The organism is Leifsonia sp. CL147, from assembly GCF_900114565.1.
Classification (GTDB): Bacteria; Actinomycetota; Actinomycetes; order Actinomycetales; family Microbacteriaceae; genus Leifsonia.
Map to the genome: position 1 here is coordinate 54,866 of NZ_FOTM01000017.1, position 16,926 is coordinate 71,791.

The 16,926-nt window shown below is 69.3% G+C and carries 20 protein-coding genes and 1 tRNA gene; 10 read left to right on the plus strand and 11 right to left on the minus strand.

Features of this window, described 5'->3' with window-relative positions:
- Positions 1 to 15: 15 nt before the first annotated feature.
- Positions 16 to 1,068 (minus strand): TerC family protein, encoded by a 1,053-nt coding sequence (locus tag BM287_RS13960; protein ID WP_090041615.1) that lies wholly within the window; start codon positions 1,066 to 1,068, stop codon positions 16 to 18.
- 293 nt (positions 1,069 to 1,361) lie between these two features.
- Here BM287_RS13960 and BM287_RS17875 point away from each other — a divergent pair, with 293 nt between their 5' ends.
- The 4 genes from BM287_RS17875 to BM287_RS13975 all read left to right on the plus strand — a co-directional run bounded on the left by BM287_RS17875 (position 1,362) and on the right by BM287_RS13975 (position 3,792).
- On the plus strand, positions 1,362 to 1,502 hold the full coding sequence (locus BM287_RS17875; RefSeq protein WP_170857561.1) for a hypothetical protein: 141 nt from the start codon (positions 1,362 to 1,364) through the stop codon (positions 1,500 to 1,502).
- A gap of 129 nt (positions 1,503 to 1,631) precedes the next feature.
- Complete coding sequence (locus tag BM287_RS13965) at positions 1,632 to 2,270, plus strand: class I SAM-dependent DNA methyltransferase (protein WP_090041616.1); 639 nt, start codon at positions 1,632 to 1,634, stop codon at positions 2,268 to 2,270.
- A gap of 152 nt (positions 2,271 to 2,422) precedes the next feature.
- On the plus strand, positions 2,423 to 3,076 hold the full coding sequence (locus BM287_RS13970; protein WP_139230695.1) for a helix-turn-helix domain-containing protein: 654 nt from the start codon (positions 2,423 to 2,425) through the stop codon (positions 3,074 to 3,076).
- Between the two features lie 11 nt (positions 3,077 to 3,087).
- Positions 3,088 to 3,792, plus strand: a complete 705-nt coding sequence (locus tag BM287_RS13975) for a hypothetical protein (RefSeq protein WP_139230696.1) — start codon at positions 3,088 to 3,090, stop codon at positions 3,790 to 3,792.
- A 59-nt stretch (positions 3,793 to 3,851) separates the two neighbouring features.
- Here BM287_RS13975 and BM287_RS13980 read toward each other — a convergent pair.
- The 3 genes from BM287_RS13980 to BM287_RS13990 all read right to left on the minus strand — a co-directional run bounded on the left by BM287_RS13980 (position 3,852) and on the right by BM287_RS13990 (position 7,092).
- Positions 3,852 to 3,924: transfer RNA gene (locus BM287_RS13980), tRNA-Glu, on the minus strand.
- A gap of 118 nt (positions 3,925 to 4,042) precedes the next feature.
- Complete coding sequence (locus BM287_RS13985) at positions 4,043 to 4,945, minus strand: YegS/Rv2252/BmrU family lipid kinase (protein ID WP_244528298.1); 903 nt, start codon at positions 4,943 to 4,945, stop codon at positions 4,043 to 4,045.
- A gap of 53 nt (positions 4,946 to 4,998) precedes the next feature.
- On the minus strand, positions 4,999 to 7,092 hold the full coding sequence (locus BM287_RS13990; RefSeq protein ID WP_090041622.1) for a heavy metal translocating P-type ATPase: 2,094 nt from the start codon (positions 7,090 to 7,092) through the stop codon (positions 4,999 to 5,001).
- An 83-nt stretch (positions 7,093 to 7,175) separates the two neighbouring features.
- On the opposite strand from BM287_RS13990, the gene BM287_RS13995 reads away from it, so the two are divergent.
- On the plus strand, positions 7,176 to 7,814 hold the full coding sequence (locus tag BM287_RS13995) for an MBL fold metallo-hydrolase (RefSeq protein WP_090041624.1): 639 nt from the start codon (positions 7,176 to 7,178) through the stop codon (positions 7,812 to 7,814).
- A 6-nt stretch (positions 7,815 to 7,820) separates the two neighbouring features.
- Here the strand turns inward: BM287_RS13995 and BM287_RS14000 are convergent, their stop codons facing one another.
- On the minus strand, positions 7,821 to 8,084 hold the full coding sequence (locus BM287_RS14000; RefSeq protein WP_244528300.1) for a hypothetical protein: 264 nt from the start codon (positions 8,082 to 8,084) through the stop codon (positions 7,821 to 7,823).
- A 102-nt stretch (positions 8,085 to 8,186) separates the two neighbouring features.
- Between BM287_RS14000 and BM287_RS14005 the strand changes: the two genes are divergently transcribed.
- Both BM287_RS14005 and BM287_RS14010 read left to right on the plus strand, forming a co-directional pair.
- Positions 8,187 to 8,420 (plus strand): hypothetical protein, encoded by a 234-nt coding sequence (locus tag BM287_RS14005; protein WP_090041628.1) that lies wholly within the window; start codon positions 8,187 to 8,189, stop codon positions 8,418 to 8,420.
- A gap of 64 nt (positions 8,421 to 8,484) precedes the next feature.
- Positions 8,485 to 9,246, plus strand: coding sequence for a nuclease-related domain-containing protein (locus BM287_RS14010; protein WP_244528302.1), 762 nt, complete (start codon positions 8,485 to 8,487; stop codon positions 9,244 to 9,246).
- 51 nt (positions 9,247 to 9,297) lie between these two features.
- Here BM287_RS14010 and BM287_RS14015 read toward each other — a convergent pair whose 3' ends face one another.
- Positions 9,298 to 10,197 (minus strand): alanyl-tRNA editing protein, encoded by a 900-nt coding sequence (locus BM287_RS14015; RefSeq protein ID WP_090041632.1) that lies wholly within the window; start codon positions 10,195 to 10,197, stop codon positions 9,298 to 9,300.
- Positions 10,198 to 10,316: 119 nt separating this feature from the next.
- Here BM287_RS14015 and BM287_RS14020 point away from each other — a divergent pair, with 119 nt between their 5' ends.
- Positions 10,317 to 10,598, plus strand: a complete 282-nt coding sequence (locus tag BM287_RS14020) for a hypothetical protein (RefSeq protein ID WP_090041635.1) — start codon at positions 10,317 to 10,319, stop codon at positions 10,596 to 10,598.
- 344 nt (positions 10,599 to 10,942) lie between these two features.
- Here BM287_RS14020 and sufU read toward each other — a convergent pair whose 3' ends face one another.
- Together sufU and BM287_RS14030 are read right to left on the minus strand one after the other, a co-directional pair.
- The gene (gene sufU / locus BM287_RS14025) at positions 10,943 to 11,380 is read right to left on the minus strand and encodes a Fe-S cluster assembly sulfur transfer protein SufU (RefSeq protein ID WP_090041637.1); all 438 of its coding nucleotides are present in this window, start codon (positions 11,378 to 11,380) and stop codon (positions 10,943 to 10,945) included.
- Positions 11,377 to 12,666: a SufS family cysteine desulfurase gene (locus tag BM287_RS14030; RefSeq protein WP_090041639.1), complete on the minus strand. Its 1,290-nt coding sequence runs from the start codon at positions 12,664 to 12,666 to the stop codon at positions 11,377 to 11,379. Before BM287_RS14030 ends, sufU begins: the two co-directional genes overlap by 4 nt.
- A 71-nt stretch (positions 12,667 to 12,737) precedes the next feature.
- On the opposite strand from BM287_RS14030, the gene BM287_RS14035 reads away from it, so the two are divergent.
- The gene (locus BM287_RS14035; RefSeq protein WP_090041641.1) at positions 12,738 to 12,935 is read left to right on the plus strand and encodes a hypothetical protein; all 198 of its coding nucleotides are present in this window, start codon (positions 12,738 to 12,740) and stop codon (positions 12,933 to 12,935) included.
- 717 nt (positions 12,936 to 13,652) lie between these two features.
- Positions 13,653 to 14,456, plus strand: coding sequence for an alpha/beta fold hydrolase (locus tag BM287_RS14040; protein WP_090041643.1), 804 nt, complete (start codon positions 13,653 to 13,655; stop codon positions 14,454 to 14,456).
- A 259-nt stretch (positions 14,457 to 14,715) separates the two neighbouring features.
- Here BM287_RS14040 and BM287_RS14045 read toward each other — a convergent pair whose 3' ends face one another.
- From BM287_RS14045 to BM287_RS14055, 3 genes are all read right to left on the minus strand, one after another.
- A complete protein-coding gene (locus BM287_RS14045; protein ID WP_090041645.1) occupies positions 14,716 to 16,116 on the minus strand; it encodes an MFS transporter in 1,401 nt (466 codons plus the stop codon).
- 109 nt (positions 16,117 to 16,225) lie between these two features.
- Positions 16,226 to 16,672 (minus strand): type II toxin-antitoxin system VapC family toxin, encoded by a 447-nt coding sequence (locus BM287_RS14050; protein WP_211772987.1) that lies wholly within the window; start codon positions 16,670 to 16,672, stop codon positions 16,226 to 16,228.
- The gene (locus tag BM287_RS14055; RefSeq protein WP_090041646.1) at positions 16,669 to 16,914 is read right to left on the minus strand and encodes a type II toxin-antitoxin system Phd/YefM family antitoxin; all 246 of its coding nucleotides are present in this window, start codon (positions 16,912 to 16,914) and stop codon (positions 16,669 to 16,671) included. Before BM287_RS14055 ends, BM287_RS14050 begins: the two co-directional genes overlap by 4 nt.
- Between the last annotated feature and the right edge of the window lie 12 nt (positions 16,915 to 16,926).

The following is a 16,926-nucleotide window of genomic DNA, read 5'->3' on the forward strand; positions in this document are numbered from 1 at the left end:
CTGTGTCGGACCATCCTATGGCGCACGGTTCTCGGTGGGCTCCTCGGCCGGGGCGGTTTCCGCATCGTCCGCGGCGATGGCCTCGGCGACGCTGGAGCCGCTCATCCTCAGCCTCACCAGACTGGCAACGGTGGCGACGAGCATCGAGCCGACGATGACGATGAGGGATGTCCACGTGCTGATGTCCGGCGCCCACTCGATGTGGTTCCCGCCGTTGAGGAACGGCAGCTGGTTCTCGTGCATCGCATGGAACACGAGCTTCACCCCGATGAACGCGAGGATGAACGCGATCCCGTACTTGAGGTACACGAGCTTGTCGAGGAGGTGGCCGAGGAGGAAGTACAACTGGCGCAGGCCCATCAGCGCGAAGACGTTCGCCGTGAAGACGATGAACGGGCTCTGGGTGATCCCGAAGATCGCCGGGATGGAGTCCAGCGCGAACAGCACGTCCGTTGTCCCGAGGGCCAGGAAGACGATGACGAGCGGCGTGAACATCCGCCGGCCGGCCACCGTCGTGCGCAGCTTGTTGCCCTCGTACTGGTCCGAGACCTTCAGATGCCGGCGTGCGAACCGGACGAACCAGGAGTCCTCTTCACCCTCGTCGTCGTGGGAGAGGAAGGCCTGGTTGAACGCGGTCCACAGCAGGAAGGCGCCGAAGAGGTAGAAGATCCAGCTGAAGCTCGCGATGAGGCCGGCGCCGAGGACGATGAAGACACCGCGGAACACCAGCGCCAGGACGATGCCCACCATCAGCACTTCCTGCTGGTACTTCCGGGGCACCGCGAACCTGGCCATGATGATGACGAACACGAACAGGTTGTCGATGCTCAGGCTGTACTCGGTCAGCCAGCCGGCGAGGAACTGCCCGGCGTGCTCCGCATCCCCGATCAGGAGCATCAGGAGCGCGAACACGAGCGCCAGCGCGACGTAGAAGCTCACCCACAGGGCCGATTCGCGCGGACCCGGGATATGGGGCCGCTTGAAGATGATCAGCAGGTCGGCCGCGAGGATCAGCAGCAGAACGATCAGGGAGCCGACCTCGAACCAGAGGGGCAGAACAGTTTCCACGAGGGACCTTTCGAAGGGCGTCGGACATCGCCGAAAGTCTCTCCCGCACCTCTCGGTGCCACTGCGCCCGGGCCCACTGCTTCGCGGACCGTGATGACGTGCACAGCGCCGGCCCCTGCAGCAACCTGCCTGCGGAACCGTCCGGGATACTCCCCTTCGTTCACACCATCGTACCGGACAGGTCGTTCGGGCGCCGGTGGAGTGCGGAGTATTCCAGCGTTCCGCGATCGCGACGGCGTCGAGGCTTGCTGCCCGGATGCCGCGCCGGTAGCGTGTGGATCAGGGGGTGGGGTATGAACGTCGTCGCACACCGTTTGCGCCTCTCGGCGGAAAGCCTCCCCGGCAAGCCGAATGCGCGTTTTGACGAGCCGGAGCCGTCACGCAACCCGAACGGCGGGTATTCGCTGGCCGGCTCGCAGATCGGGTCGCGCTAGCCTCCACGCCGCGCAGTCCCCGCGGGGATCCTCTGCCGGACCACAGCGGCCGGTCGGACTCGGCGAAGCCGAACCGCGACACTGGCGAGCGCTCCATCCACCGGCTCCATCGGTATCTACCCTGAACTAATGGATGATCGACTCACGGCACAGACCCGTGCCGGATACGACGCCGCGGCCTCGGCCTACGCGGGGAGCTTGCCGGACACCAGTTTCGAAGCGGGAATCGACCTGGCGATGATCGATCATTTTGTCGCGCAACTACCTGACGCATCAACGGTCTTGGACGCTGGCTGCGGCACCGGACGCATGCTCACCTATCTACGAATCAAGGATGCCTCGCTGACGCTCGCAGGAACCGACCTGTCCGCCAACATGCTCGCCGAAGCGACGAAGCTCGAACACGACGCGGATCTGGTCCAGGCGGACTTCGCCGCCCTCCCCTACGCCGACGGCACCTTCGACGGGGTCCTCGCCTGGTATTCCATCATCCACACTCCCCCGCACGCGCTCAGGACGATCTTCGCCGAATTCCGACGCGTGCTGCGGCCCGGGGGCGTCCTCCTCCTCGGCTACCAAGAAGGAAGAGGGGAACGGACGATCAAGAATCCCTACGGGCAGCCGATCGAGTTGACGGCGTTCCTTCACGACTCCCCCTTCGTCGTGGAGGCACTGGCTGCAGCCGGGCTCAGTACCGACACCACCCTTACCCGCACGCCTAGGAGAACCGAGAAGCACAGGCAGGGCTTCGTGCTCGCCCGGAAGTGAACCTGCCTGGGCAAGCGTTTCGCGTTCCATGGGGCAGACGCGAGCGGATTCAGCGAGGTTCCCAACTCACAACCGCGTCGCTCAAGTACGGGCGTCGGGCGCGCCGCACAAAACGCATTGAACTTCTATTGTCGTTCGACTATAGTTGTTCAATGCAATTGAGTGTGTCCGAATATGCCGAGGCGCGTGGGATATCGCGGCAGCGCGCGCTCGCCCTCATCAACTCGGGGCAGGTCAAGGCGAAGCGCATCGGCAACTCGTGGGCGATCGACCGGGTCGAAGTCAATCAGCGGCCGGCAATCAGCCGGCCGCTGAGTCCAAAGATGGCCCGCCTACTGATCGGAGCGATGTCCGATGAAAGCGTCGAGCTCAATGCTCAGGAGCGCCACTTCCTTTATCGCTACGTCGAACGCCTTCACAGCGAAGCGTCTCCCCTGGGCCTCCTGCATTCTTGGTTGCGTTCGCGGCAACTCCGCGTGTTGGATGTGGCTGCCAACCCTGCCGACATTGCGGAGGTATCCTCCGACGTACGAGTCATCGCATCCGGCATCAGTGACAGCCGGGCCGGCCTTTCTGCGGCTCGCGAGTTCGAGGGATACGTCGCTGCCTTCGCACTCGAGGGATTCCTTCGCGACAACCTCCTTCTCGAATCCGATGCACCGAACGTCCGCCTCCATGTGGTCGAGCAACTGCCCCCTGCACCCATCGCCCTCGGGTTCGTCATCGCCGATCTGATCGACTGGAGCCGGCCTCGCGAAGACGGGCGCGCCCTTGAACTTCTGGATGGTGTCCGATGGCCGCGCTAGAGCTACCTGCCATGACTCCGCGCCAGGAAGCATCGTGGCACGGGATCATCGCCGTGGCGCGTCGCGTTCCGAGCGGCTGGTGCCTGGTCGGCGGTCAGATGGTCCAACTGTGGTGTTGGGAACGCGAGGTGGCGCCAGTACGTCCCACCGACGATGGTGACGCGGTGCTCGACATCCGAGCGCATCCGGACATCATGATGCAGTTCACTCGGGCGCTCGTCGACTCGGGATTCGAGCCGGATGGCCAAGACTGGCAGGGTCACCAGCATCGCTGGGTGAACCAGGACCACGGCCAGATCGACATCCTGCTCCCCGAAGGCATCGGCGAGCGGGCGAAACGAGTCGGCGTACGCGGCGGCACAACCCTAGAGACTCCCGGAGCACAGAATGTGCTCCACAGAGCCCAGCCATTCGAAGTCTCGCTGGAGAGGCAAAACGCGAGGATCTTCCGTCCGACGCTTCAAGGTGCATTGATCGCCAAGGCGTACGCGTATGGCCTCGTCAACGATCCGTTGCGTCTGCGGCACATCCAGGATTTCGCCGTGCTCTCCTCGATGATCCGAATCTCCGATCGTGTCGCGGACGGGCTCGAACGCAAGGAGCGCAACAAGCTATACATGGCCTACTCCGCTGCGATCACTGAACCTCTTGCGTTGAGCGTCGACGATGGGAACGGCCTGCGACGACTGGCCACAGCGATGGCGTGGAAGGCATAGCGTCGCACCGTGCAAAAAAAAGCCCGCTTCCCTTGAAAATCAAGGGAAGCGGGCTGATGTGACCCCAGCGGGATTTGAACCCGCGTTACCGCCGTGAGAGGGCGACGTCCTAGGCCGCTAAACGATGGGGCCGTTCTTGCAACTAGAAAATCATGCCACAGATGGGGCGAGGCTACCAAAACGGCGCCGTCCTCCCGGGCGCGTCGTCGTGGACCTTCGGCGCGAAGCCGCGCACGCGAAGGCCCCACGCTCAGGCGAGCACGCGCAGCGACCCGGGAACGACCGTGACCTCGATCGGGAGCGGGCCGATCCGCTCTCCGTCGGCGTAGGCCACGACATCCTCCGCTTCGATGCGGACGCTGCTCACCGGCAGGATGCTGACCTCGGGCAGGCTGGTGTGCTCGCCTCGGAACACCTTCGGGAACATGCGGAGAAAACGGAGCGGCGACATCCGCTCGACGATGAAGAGGTCGAGGCGGCCGTCGGCCAGGTCGGCGTCGGGCACGATCCGCATGCCGCCGCCGAGCGACCGGTTGTTGGCGACCGAGACGAGCATCGCATCCACCTCGATCAGGCGGCCGTCGGCGTGGATGCGGTACGGGCGAGGCGCCAGCGTCGCGAGTTCGCGCAGCAGGGCGATGATGTAGCGGCTGCGTCCCCGGGGACGCGTCATCAGGTTGGCGCGCTCGTTCACCGTGGCATCGAAACCGGCCGAGACGACGCAGCCGAACCAGGTCGTGAGTTCGCCGTGACGGATGGTGCCCGCATCGATCGTGCGCGGTTCCCGCTGAAGGGCATCCAGCAGGAAGGCGATGGCCGCCTCCGTGTCGCGGACGGGGATGCCCAGGCCGTCGGCCAGGTCGTTCCCGGTTCCGCTCGGCACGATTCCGAGCGGGGTCCGGCGTCCTGCGACGAGGTCGATGCCGAGGTTCGCCATCCCGTCGCCACCCACGACGACGAGTGCATCCGCGCCGGCGTCCAAGGCCCGGGCGGTCTCACGCCGGAGCAGCTCGAGATTCGCCTCGTCCATCACCACGACACGATGACCGGCCTCGCGGAGGCGTTCGACCGTGCGCGGGCCCACCTCACGGCGGTGGCCGAAGGACGCCATCGGGTTGACCGCGACGACCACGGCCAGCGAAGTTCCGGTCACAGTGCCGATGATGACACACGACGGCCGCCGCAGACGCGCGCGGTGGGCCGGCGTCAGAGGCGCAGCCGGCGCAGGAGCTGGGCGTTGACCGCCACGACGACCGTCGAGACCGACATCAGCACAGCGCCGACGGCCGGCGACACGAGGAGGCCGAGACCGATCGCGACTCCGGCCGCCAGAGGGAGCGCGACCACGTTGTAACCCGTGGCCCAGGCGAGGTTCTGCAGCATTTTACGGTAGGTGGCGCGCGACAGCGCGATCACCGCCGAAGCGCCCCGCGGGTCGCTGGAAGCGAGAACCACGCCGGCGGACTCGATGGCCACGTCCGTCCCGGCGCCGATCGCGATGCCGACGTCCGCCTGCGCCAGTGCCGGAGCGTCGTTGACCCCGTCCCCGACCATCGCCACCCGAGAGCCGTCGGACTGCAGCCGTGCGACGGTGCCGGACTTGTCCCCCGGCAGCACTTCCGCGAACACCTCGTCGATGCCCAACTCGCGGGCCACCGCATCCGCCACCGCGCGGGAGTCTCCGGTGAGCATGGCGACGCGGACGCCGCGCTCGCGCAACGTGCGGACCGCCTCCCGCGACTCCGGACGGATGACGTCGGCCAGCGCGATCATGCCCGACACCTTGTCTCCATGGAGCACGTGGACGACGGTCTGGCCGGCCGCCGCAGCACGATCGGCCGCCTCGCGGACAGTGCTGCCCGCCGTCAGACGACGCTCGGCCAGCAGTCGCGGAGCGCCGACCGTGACCGGTTCGCCCTCCACGACGGCGGATGCGCCGCGTCCCCCGAGCGCTTCGAAGTCGCGCACCGGCCCGACCGGGAGTCCCCGCCGTCGCGCCTCGCGGACGATCGCTGCGCCGATGGGGTGCTCAGCAGGTGCCTCCACGGCGGCGGCGAGGGCGAGGAGCGCATCCTCGTCCCCCTCCTCCGCCACTACCGCAACGACCCCCTGGCGGCCTTCGGTCAGCGTGCCGGTCTTGTCGAAGAGGACCACGTCGATGTTCCGTGCATCCTCCATCGCGTGGCGGTCGCGGATGAGCAGGCCCTTCCGGGCACCGATCGATGTGGAGATCTGGGCGACCAGCGGGATGGCGAGCCCCAGCGCGTGCGGGCAGGCGATGATCAGCACGGTCACCACACGCTCGAGGATGAACGCCGGATCGCCGGGACGGAGGATCAGCCACACGATCAGTGTGACGATGGCGACGGCGAGCGCGAGAGAGAACAGCCACGCGGCGGCGCGGTCGGCAAGCACCTGCGTGCCCGACTTGCTCGCCTGAGCGTCGGAGACGAGCTTCACGATGCCGGCCAGGGCGGTATCGTCTCCGGTCCGGGTGACCCGGACGACGAGGGACCCGCTGCCCGAGATGCTTCCGGCCACCACCTGCTCCCCCGGCCCGCGTGTCACCGGCTGGGACTCGCCGGTCAGCAGCGACTCGTCGAGCTCGCTCCGCCCATCCACGATCTCGCCATCGGCGGGAATCGCCGAGCCGGGACGCACGCGCACCAGGTCGCCCACTCTCAGGTCGGCGACGGCCACGGCCTGCGGCTCGGCGTGAATGTCCGGGAGCCTCTCGGCGGTGTCCGGCAGGAGTTCGGCCAGCTCGCCCAGCGCATCCTGAGCCCCCATCACGGCGGACATCTCGATCCAGTGACCGAACAGCATGATCAGGATGAGCGTGGCGAGCTCCCACCAGAAGTCCATCCCGGGCAGGCCGAACGTCACCGCGACGCTGTAGCCGAACGCGACCACGATCGCCAGCGAGATGAGGGTCATCATCCCGGGCTGCTTGGAACGCAGCTCATCGACGGCGCCGCGGAGGAACACGAGGCCGCCGGAGAAGAAGATCGCGACGCCGAACACGGCGGGGATGTACTGGCTCCCGGGGAACCTCGGACCGGCCAACCCGAGGATGTCCTGGAGTCCCGGTGAGAAGACCAGTGCCGGAATGGTGAGGACCAGCGTGAGCCAGAACTTCCGGCGGAAGACGGCCGGGTCGTGGCCGGCGTGTTCGGAGTGGCCGGCGTGCGCCTCGTGCGTCTCGTGCCCCGCGTGAGCATCGTGCCCGGCATGAGGATCGTGGTGCTGGTGGTGCGAGACGGTCGGGCCGAGGGCTGTCGGCGTGTTCTTCTCGTCCATGTCGATCGGAACAGTACCCCGTAGGGGTATATTCCTCAACCGCGAGCTTGCACTTCTCATCCCATCCGGTATTTCCTAAGAACATGAGACTCACGAAGTTCGAACATTCCGGCCTGGAGCTCGAAGAGCGCGGCGCGAAGCTGTTCATCGACCCCGGCGCCTTCACGTCGCCGCTCACCGACACGGCCGGCGCCGTGGCTGTGGTCATCACGCACGAGCATCCCGATCACTGGACGCCCGAGCAGCTGAACCGGGTGCTCGAGCTGTCGCCCGAGGCGAAGATCTACGGGCCCGAGGGTGTCGCCGCGGCGGCATCCGGCTTCGACGTCACGGTCGTGCACCCCGGCGACACCGTCGAGGCGGGACCCTTCACGCTCCGGTTCTTCGGGGGGAAGCACGCCGTCATCCACTCGAGCATCCCGGTGGTCGACAATGTCGGCGTCCTCGTGAACGACACCCTCTACTACGCGGGCGATTCGTTCGCCGAGCCGGAGGGCGTGGAGGTCGATCTGCTCGCGGCGCCGGCAGGTGCGCCCTGGATGAAGATCGCGGAGGTGATCGACTACGTGCTCGCCCTCAAGCCCAAGCGGAGCATCCCCATTCACGAGATGGTGCTCTCGCGGGCAGGCAAGGACATGTCGAACGCGCGACTGAAATGGGCGACCGAGCAGAACGGCGGAACGCACTACCCGCTGGAGCCGGGCGACTCCCTGGAGCTCTGACCGCCGTCAGCGCCCGTGCTCTGCGAGGATCTGGTCCACGTCGATCCGCCGCAGCAGCGCCTCCCAGTCGATCGAGCGGGCCTCGTCGGCGACGGCCTCGTCGGCGAGCACCCGCCCGCTCCGCTCGACGACGATGCCGCGCGGGAGCATCCCATTCAACTCGGCCAGGATGGCGTCGTCGACGGCTTCGGTGTCGAAGTCGGCGCCGACGCGCGCGTAGTAGTCGCCGGAGAGGGTGTAAGACACGATTCCGGTTTCGATGCGGCTCATGCGACGCATGCTAGCGCGTCCCCGCCGGTGGTGAAGCGGTGAAGCCTCAGATGGATGCGCGCGGCGCCGTGAGCGACCGGCCGGAAGCGTACAGTGCCGGGCATGAGTGATCGGCCGGATGACACGGACCAGCCGCGCGATGCGGACCAGCCGCGGGATGCGCGCGATGCGGACGAGCCGCGCGATGCGGACGAGCTCGCGGATGCCGTCAGCGACCTCGGCGAGACGAACACCGACAGGCTGGAGACGGTCAGCGAGCGCAACGAGTCCCTCGCGGAGCGCGTGCCGTCGGACGATGACCTGCCCCGCACGAAGGGGTCACCCGGTCAGGGGTAGGCGCGCAGAACTGTCCCCGGGCGGGGACTGGGGGCGGGTGACCGCGCTCGATACGTTTGGGCTTGTGAGTTCAGAGCGGATGCGCGATCGCGCCCCCGGCGCAGCCGTGATGGAGCACGTGGTGCGGCTCCGGGAGGCGTTCCCGGGCCGATCGGCGCTGGCCCGCGCGTTCGGGGCCGACCCGCTTCCCGCTGAAGCGCATCCCTGGTTCGCGGGGGCATTGGGCGAGCGCGAGGTCGGCGCAGCGCTGGCGCGCCTGCCGGGTGGATGGAGCGCCTTCCACGCGGTTCCGGTCGGCTCCGGGGAGGCGGATGTCGACCATCTCATCGTCGGTCCCGGTGGTGTGTTCGTCGTCAATACGAAGCATCACCGCGGAGCACGGCTCACGGTGTACGAGCGGTCGATTCTCGTCAATGGCGTGAAGCAGCCGTACCTGCGGAACGCGGATCTCGAGGCATCCCGGGTACGCGGCCTGCTGCTGCGCACCGGAATCAAGACGCGCGTGCATCCGGTCATCGCGGTGGTCGGGGCCAAGGAGGTGCGCTTCCGGCAGCACCCGGCGCACGCGACAGTGCTGCGGGCGGAGACGCTCGTCCGCTGGTTGTCGCGACGGCCGGCCGCTCTGGATGCGGACACGGTGGCGCGCGCCGCGCAGCTGTTCGACGACCCGGCGACGTGGCGAGCCGTGGAGTCGCGTCCGGGCACCCTCGAGCGGTTCGACGCCATCGCGCGCGAGGTGAACACGGCGCGCTTCGTGCGCGCGGGGTGGGGCCTCGCCGGCGCGCTCGGCGTGATCGCCGTCGCGCTGTCGATCCTGCCGCACTGAGGGTCGTGGCTGGAGCCGGTGGGCGATCGCTCGGGCGAGGTGGGCCGTCGCTCAGGCGAGGTGGGCTGCCGGTCGGGCGAGGTGGGCCGTCGTCCGCATCGTGAGGGCGAGCGCACCCTCCGTCTCGGCGAGCTCGAGCCGGACGTCCGCGCCCGACAGCTCGGTCAGCGACCGGAGGTGCGTCCCACCGCACGGGATCTCGACCGCGCCGCCGGGCAACTCAGCGCGCCAGCGACGGCGGTCGCCGAGGCCGAGAGCGCCGGGATCGCGGACGATCGAGACGTCGGCGCCACCACCGATCCACGCTGCGAGGGTGCGGTCGACGGCGGCGGACGCCTCCTCCCGTAGCCCTGCGAGGTCCGCTGCGGCGAAGCCCTTCTTCCGCAAGCTCTTGCCGATCCGGTACTCGTCCACCGAGCCGCCTTCGAGGATGCGGGAGCTCACGATGGCCAGCTGGTCGAAGTTCGGACGGCCTCGTGCATCCACAGGCACATCCTTCGTCCACAGGCCGGACAACGCTTCGTTCAGCGCGAGCGAGGCGAGGTGGCAGGCCGTGTGACCGGCCGAAAGCGCTCGCCTGCGCTCGGGCTCGACCCGCACGACAGCCGCCGCGCCCGGTTCGATCCCCCCGGCATCCTCCACGAGGTGGCACACGACGAACGCCCATCCCTCTGTCCCGGTGCGCACCGGCGCATCGCCGACGTGCAGCACGGTGCCGTCAGTGGCGCCGACGACAGCGTCCACGACGGCGTACGACCGGCCGTCGACGAACAGGGTGCCGACGTCCGCCGGCTGATCCGGCCACACCGGGTCGACGGGATGAAAGGCCGTCCGGTCCAGGAGGACGGCGGCGCGTCCGTCCGGGAGCGGCTCGACGTGGACGACGGCGCCGGTGGAGGTGAGGTCGCCGTCCGGATAGGTGACGACCGTGTCGATGCGGGGCAGGCTCATCCCTCCAGCCTAGGTCGACGCGTCAGGGTGGATCCGGTGCGTAACTCGGCGAAGGCTTTCGCAACAGGTCGTCATGTTCCTGGCAACGCTACGTGCGGGCACGGTAGAAACGATCGATCATGTCCCGCATCTTCACGAGCAAGTTCAGCCCGGGCCGCGCCCGCTGGGAGCTGGTCGTCAGCCCGCAGGGCGACGTCTACGCGTTCCCGCTCACGCTGCCGCTCGCGCAGCGGCAGGCGCGCGGCGGCCATCGGCGCTACCTCGTGGGGCGGGTCAGCAAGGGCGGGGAGGCGTGGACGGCCGCAGGCCCATCGGGCCTGGTGTACGGGACGACGTTCCCGTCGCTTCCGTCCGCACTCGAAGCGATAGCGGACGAGGTGGACCTGGCCCCCGTGCCCTGACGGCCCTGTCGCGGGGGCCGTGCGGCCGGGCGGCCGGGGCCTCCGTGCGGCTGGGGCCTCCGGGCGGCTGGCCGTCCGAACGCTCGCACGCTTCGCGCGCTTCGTCGAGGGGCGCGTGCCCTTTCGCCGAAGTGCTCGTTGTTGCACGCGCGTGCGGCGTGTCGGCTGCAACAACGAGCACCTCGGCGGAGGGAAGGCCTCGCCGGGACCGGGCGGAGGGGGCGGGCGGAGGGACCGGGCGGAGGGGGCGGGCAGGCGGAGGGACCGGGCGCAGGCGGCGGGACCGGGTGGAGGGGCGGGCGGAGCAGCAGGGGTCGGGCAGGGTCGAGGGTGGAGGGGCGGCCTCAGGCGGACTTGAGGAGCGCGTCCTCCAGCGCCACCCACGGCAGCATCGCGCACTTCACCCGCGTGACGTACTTGGAGACTCCGGCCAGCGCGACGGCGTCGCCGAGCAACTCCTCGTCTCCCTCCAGCGCACCCTTCGAATGCATCAGCTCACGGAAGGCGGCGATGGAGTCCGCCAGCCGCGCACGATCGGAGTCGTGCACCAGGTCGCTCAGCAGGGAGGCCGAGGCCGTCGAGATCGAGCATCCGTGGCCCTCCCAGCCGATCGAATGGATGCGGCCGTCGGCCGAGGTGCGCACGCCGACGGTGACTTCGTCGCCGCAGGTCGGGTTGAACTGGTGGGAGCTCGCCGCCTCGTCGCCCGCGATGCCATAGCCGTGCTTCTCGCGCGCATGGTCGAGGATGACCTGCTGGTAGAGGTTCTGAAGGTCGCTCATCGGGCGGCCCCCGTGGCCACGCCGAAGAAGACGCGAGCGTCCGCGATCGCGGCGACCGCCGCATCCACTTCGTCTGCGGTGTTGTAGAGATACGTGCTGATGCGCGTGCTGGCCGTTGCGCCGAAGCGGCGGTGCACGGGTTGGGCGCAATGGTGCCCGACGCGGACGGCGATGCCACGATCGTCCAGGAACTGGCCGACATCGTGCGCGTGGATGCCCTCGACGACGACGCTGGCGAGGCCGACGCGCGGGATGCCTGCACCCGGCCCGAGGATGCGCACCCCTTCGAGCTCGCCCAGTCCGGCGAGGAGCCGCTCGCCGAGCGCCTCCTCATGCGCCTGGATCGCGGGCATGCCGACGGCATCCAGATAGTCGACCGCGGCCGCCAGCGCGACGGCCTGCGACACGCGCTGCGTTCCCGCCTCGAAGCGCTGCGGCGCCGGGAGGTACTCGGCGCCTTCGAGGGTCACCTGCGTGATCATGGAACCGCCCGTGAGGAACGGCGGAAGCGCGTTCAGCAGTTCGCTGCGGCCGTAGAGGGCGCCGACGCCGGTCGGACCCAGCATCTTGTGGCCCGAGAACACGGCGAAGTCGACGTCGAGCGCCGGGAAGTCCACGGGCAGGTGCGGGACGGACTGGCAGGCGTCGAGCACGACGAGCGCGCCCTGCTCGTGAGCCAGCGCGGCCAGCTCGGCGACAGGATTGATCGCGCCCAGGACATTGGAGACGTGTGCGAAGGCGACCACCCGGGTGCGCGGCCCGATCAGCTCGGCCGCCTCATCCAGGCGCAGCAGCCCGTCGTCGGTGAGCCCGATCACCCGGAGCGTCGCGCCCGTGCGCGCCGCGAGCTCTTGCCAGGGGATGAGGTTGGCGTGGTGCTCCGCCTCCGTCACCACGAGTTCGTCGCCCGGACCGAGACGGAAGCGTTCCGCCGCGGCGCCACCACGTCCCAGCGATGCGTTCGACATCCCGTACGCGAGGAGGTTGATGCCCTCAGTGGCATTGGAGGTCCAGACGAGCTCGTCCGGCTGCGCACCGACGAAGCCGGCCACCCGAGCGCGGGCCTCCTCGAACAGCTCGGTCGCCTCCCCCGCCACGGTGTGGGCACCGCGGTGCACGGCGGAGGTGTACCGCTCGGCGAACGCACGCTCGGCGTCGAGCACCTGGCGCGGCTTCTGCGAGGTCGCACCAGAGTCCAGGTAGACGAAGGCGTGACCGTTCACCTCCCGGGAGAGGATCGGGAAGTCCGCCCGCACAGCGGCGGTGTCGAGGGATTCGGTGCGCATACGGGCTTCAACGTTACCGGCGTCTACTTCAATCCCGCTGTATGTTCTGCGTCCTCCCCTAGGCTCGGTACATGGTCGAGCGGACGAACGGATCGCCGTGGTTCTTCATCCTCGGGATCGCGCTCGTCGTGGTCGGGCTGGGCGGTCCCCTGCTCGTGGACGCAGCGACCGGGGACGTGCAGTGGCTTGTCCGCGGCGCCGGGGTCCTGGTGGCCGTCGGCGGCGGTGTGCTGATCGGGTTCGGAGTGCGCCGGCGCCAGGGTCGCTGACGCCCCGGGCGCTAACGTCACGCGCGCGGACGCCCCTCCCCCGTGCGCGGGGGCTCACGCCCCTTCGCCGAGGTGCTCGTAGTTGCACCGGCGCTCGGCGTGTCGCCTGCAACAACGAGCACCTCGGCGAAAAGGTCGCGTCCTTCGGCGAAGCGTTCGCACCCTTCGTGGGGGCCCGGCTCCCTGCGCCGGGGTCCGCATCCCTGCGCCGAGGTGCTCGTAGTTGCACCGGCGCTCGGCGTGTCGGCTGCAACAACGAGCACCTCGGCGAAAAGGTCGCGTCCTTCGGCGAAAAGGTCCGTCCTTCGGCGAAGCGTTCGCGTCCTTCGGCGAAGCGTTCGCGTCCTTCGGCGAAGCGTTCGCACCCTTCGTGGGGGCCCGCCTCCCTGCGCCGGGGCCTGCGTCCCTGCCGGGGCCCGTGTCCCTGCGCCGAAGTGCTCGTAGTTGCACCGGCGCTCGGCGTGTCGCCTGCAACAACGAGCACCTCGGAGAAAAGGTCGCGTCCTTCGTGGGGGCCTGCGTCCGGGCGCCGGGGGCCGCGTCCGTGCGCCGGGGCCTGGGTCCGGGCGCCGGGGGCCGCGTCCCTGCGCCGAGGTGCTCGTAGTTGCACCGGCGCTCGGCGTGTCGGCTGCAACAACGAGCACCTCGGCGAGGGGAATGGGCGGCCGGGGGAAGGGCGGCGGGCGGGGAGGCGGGGAGGGGGTACGCTGGCGTGCCATGAGCACGGTCACTTCGTCCGACGGCAGCAGCATCGCATACGAGATCGACGGGTCGGGACCGGTGGTGGTCCTGGTGGACGGCGCGATGTGCTTCCGCGACGCAGGTCCGATGCGGGCGATCGCCGCCGCACTGCGTGACCGCCTCACCGTCGTCCTGTACGACCGGCGTGGCCGGGGCGAGAGCAGCGACCGCCTCGCCGATCCGTCCGCCCGGGCCGACGCTGTCGCCCGGGAGATCGAAGACCTCGGCGCGGTGATCGACGCCGCGGTAGGTCGCGCGGCCCTGTTCGGGATGTCGTCGGGCGGCGCGCTCGCACTGGCGGCTGCGGCCGGCCTCGGGCCCGACCGGGTCTCCCGCGTCGCGGTGTACGAGCCGCCCTTCCTGCCCGACCCCATGCTGTCGTCGGCCGAGGCGTACACCCGCGACCTGCAGGCCGCACTCGGGGCGGGCGACCGCGCGGGTGCTGTCGAGCTGTTCCTCCGCCGGGTGGGAGTTCCGGAGGAGGGCATCCAGGGGATGCGGAACGCGCCCTCCTGGGAGGCCTCCCTCGCCCTCGCTCCGACCCTCGCGTACGACGACGCCGCGATGGGCGACAGCCGTGTCCCGGACGAACTGCTGCAGGCAGTGACGGTGCCCGTGCTGGGCCTCGCCGGCGAGCAGTCCCCCGGCTTCCTGCGGAAGGGCGCCGAAGGAGTCGCCTCCGGCGCCCAGGACGGTGTCTTCGAGCTGGTCGCCGGTCAGACGCACGACATCTCGGGCGACGCCGTCGCACCGCACCTCATCCGCTTCCTCACGAGCTGAGCCCGAGCCGACCGAGCCCGACCCGGCCGAGCGCAAGCCGGCCGAGCCCGACCCGGACGAGCCCGAACCGGCCGAGCCCGACCCGGACGAGCCCGAGCCGGCCGAGCCCGAGCCGGCCGAGCCCGAACCGGACGAGCGCGAGCCGGCCGAGCCCGAGCCGCTGAGCCCGAGCCGGCCGAGCCCGAACCGGACGAGCGCGAGCCGGCCGAGCCCGACCCGGACGAGCCCGACCCGGCCGAGCCCGACCCGGCCGGAACGGTCAGCCGCGCAGGGCATCGGCGTCCGCCGGCCTCCCGGCGAGGCCCCGGATCGGGGAGGCCGCCTGCTCGGCTTCGTGGTCCGGCCCGAGCGGGATGCCCGTGCGGTCGCGCAGGACGAGTGTCGCGAGCAGTCCCAGCACGGTCATGCCCGCGAGGTACCAGGTCACCGACAGCGTCGTGCCCGTCGCCTGCACGAGAGCCGTCGCGATGGTCGGAGCGAACGCCCCGCCCAGGATGGCGCCGATCGCGTACGAGATCGACACACCCGAGAAGCGGATGGACGCAGGGAACAGCTCCGCATACAGCGCCGCCTGCGGCCCGTAGGTGAAGCCGAGTCCGATGGTGAGGATCGCGAGCCCGAGGAACAGCATCCCCGCGGTGCCGGCGTTGACCAACGGGAACAGCGCGAACACGCCTGCCAGCAGCAGGATCCAGCCGGCGATGTAGGTGGTCCGGCGCCCGATGCGGTCGCTCACCCACCCGGCGAACCAGGTGGCGAGCAGCCAGGTGACGGCGGAACCGGCGACCGCCCACAGCACCGGCCCGCGCTCGAGGCCCAGGGGTCCGTCCGGGTTGGTCGCGTAGTTCTGGATGTAGCCGCCGGTCGTCATGTAGCCGACCGCGTTGTTCCCCGCGAAGACGAAGGCGGCGACGACCACGAGCAGCGCGTGCCTGCGGAACACCTGGACGATCGGCATGCGGGTGCGTTCCTTGCGCTCGGCGAGCTCCGTGAACACCGGGCTCTCCTCGACACGGCGGCGCACCCAGTACCCGATCAGGATGAGCACGACCGAGAGCAGGAAGGGCACCCGCCATCCCCACGCGAGAAACGCGTCGCCCGGCGCGATGAGCGTCATCGCCGCCATGGCGCCGGATGCGAGCAGGAGCCCGAGCGGCACTCCGATCTGCGGCGAGGCGCCGAAGAGGCCCCGCTTCGCGGTCGGCGCGTGCTCGACGGCCATGAGGACCGCCCCACCCCATTCCCCGCCGGCGGAGACTCCTTGAAGCACCCGGAGGAGGACGAGGAGGATGGGCGCCGCGACACCGATCGCCTCATACGTCGGCAGGAGCCCGACCAGAGCCGTGGCGAGGCCCATCAGGATGAGCGTCAGCACGAGGACGACCCGGCGGCCGTAGCGGTCGCCGAGGTGACCGGCGAGGAAAGCACCGAGCGGGCGGAACAGGAAGCTGACGCCGACCGTCAGGAACGACAGCAGCGTGGCGACCTGCGGCCCGGCCGGAGCGAAGAACAACTGGCCGAAGACCAGTCCGGCGGCCGAGGCGTAGATGAAGAAGTCGTACCACTCGACGGTGGTGCCGATGACGGTTGCGAAGACGACTCGGCGGCGGTCCCTCTGGGAACGGATACTGCCCGTGGGCGTGAAGGTGGATGCGCTCATCGTTGGTGGTTCTCCCGGGTTGCGACGACATTGTCACGGAGCGGCGCTCCGATTCCGGCAATGATATACGATTTCGCATTCGGCGCAATGGGGCGATGAGAGCTGCTCTTCACGCGCGGCGCATTCCCGACCGAGAGCCGGCCGTCGTCTCCCAGGGACTGAAGAGCGGGACATGGAAGGTCTCGAAGTCCCGGATATTGCGCGTCACCACGGCCAGTTTGCCGACCTCGGCCGTCGCCGCGATCAAGGCATCGCGCTCCGGCCGCGGATCGGGCAGGTGGTACCCCGCAGCAACTCCGGCCACTTCGTGGTCGACCGGGAGGATGCGCTCCGAGAAGATCATGTACACGTCGTCGATCCACCGCCGGAGGTCGGCACCCTGTTCGGGGTCGATGCGTTCTCTGCGCGCGGCGCCGAGCTCGATCTCGAACACCGTGATCGCCGAGAGATACAGCGAGTAGGGGTTCTGAGCCTCCAGCCACGAGACGACACCCGGGTCCGCTCGGTCGGGTCGACGCGTAGCCGCGAGCACCATGGTGTCGAGCAGCCACTTCACAGGTCGAGCTCCCTGGCCTCGATGGTGGCGCGCGGGAACTCCATATCGAAATCGCCCCGCTCATCCTGTCGGAGCAGTTCCACCACGTTGCGCAGCGGCCCGGTCAGCCGCTCGTACTCGGCGAAGGTCAGCAGGACGAAGGAGGGCTCGCCGCGATCGGTGATGATCAGCGGTTCAGTCGCGGCGCTGCGCTTGGCGGCGGACACGTCTTGATTGAAGGCACGTGCGGTCACGATCGCCATATCGCCTCCCGG

Excerpts from the sequence above, each read along its gene's own strand:
- BM287_RS13975 (WP_139230696.1), top strand. The coding sequence starts at position 3,088 with ATGACTCCGCGCCAGGAAGCATCGTGGCACGGGATCATCGCCGTGGCG.
- BM287_RS13990 (WP_090041622.1), bottom strand. The coding sequence starts at position 7,092 with ATGGACGAGAAGAACACGCCGACAGCCCTCGGCCCGACCGTCTCGCAC.
- BM287_RS13965 (WP_090041616.1), top strand. The coding sequence starts at position 1,632 with ATGGATGATCGACTCACGGCACAGACCCGTGCCGGATACGACGCCGCG.
- sufU (WP_090041637.1), bottom strand. The coding sequence starts at position 11,380 with ATGAGCGACCTTCAGAACCTCTACCAGCAGGTCATCCTCGACCATGCG.
- BM287_RS14005 (WP_090041628.1), top strand. The coding sequence starts at position 8,187 with ATGAGTGATCGGCCGGATGACACGGACCAGCCGCGCGATGCGGACCAG.
- BM287_RS14020 (WP_090041635.1), top strand. The coding sequence starts at position 10,317 with ATGTCCCGCATCTTCACGAGCAAGTTCAGCCCGGGCCGCGCCCGCTGG.
- BM287_RS14040 (WP_090041643.1), top strand. The coding sequence starts at position 13,653 with ATGAGCACGGTCACTTCGTCCGACGGCAGCAGCATCGCATACGAGATC.
- BM287_RS13995 (WP_090041624.1), top strand. The coding sequence starts at position 7,176 with ATGAGACTCACGAAGTTCGAACATTCCGGCCTGGAGCTCGAAGAGCGC.
- BM287_RS14030 (WP_090041639.1), bottom strand. The coding sequence starts at position 12,666 with ATGCGCACCGAATCCCTCGACACCGCCGCTGTGCGGGCGGACTTCCCG.
- BM287_RS14055 (WP_090041646.1), bottom strand. The coding sequence starts at position 16,914 with ATGGCGATCGTGACCGCACGTGCCTTCAATCAAGACGTGTCCGCCGCC.
- BM287_RS13970 (WP_139230695.1), top strand. The coding sequence starts at position 2,423 with ATGCAATTGAGTGTGTCCGAATATGCCGAGGCGCGTGGGATATCGCGG.
- BM287_RS14035 (WP_090041641.1), top strand. The coding sequence starts at position 12,738 with ATGGTCGAGCGGACGAACGGATCGCCGTGGTTCTTCATCCTCGGGATC.
- BM287_RS14015 (WP_090041632.1), bottom strand. The coding sequence starts at position 10,197 with ATGAGCCTGCCCCGCATCGACACGGTCGTCACCTATCCGGACGGCGAC.
- BM287_RS17875 (WP_170857561.1), top strand. The coding sequence starts at position 1,362 with ATGAACGTCGTCGCACACCGTTTGCGCCTCTCGGCGGAAAGCCTCCCC.
- BM287_RS14045 (WP_090041645.1), bottom strand. The coding sequence starts at position 16,116 with ATGAGCGCATCCACCTTCACGCCCACGGGCAGTATCCGTTCCCAGAGG.
- BM287_RS14000 (WP_244528300.1), bottom strand. The coding sequence starts at position 8,084 with ATGAGCCGCATCGAAACCGGAATCGTGTCTTACACCCTCTCCGGCGAC.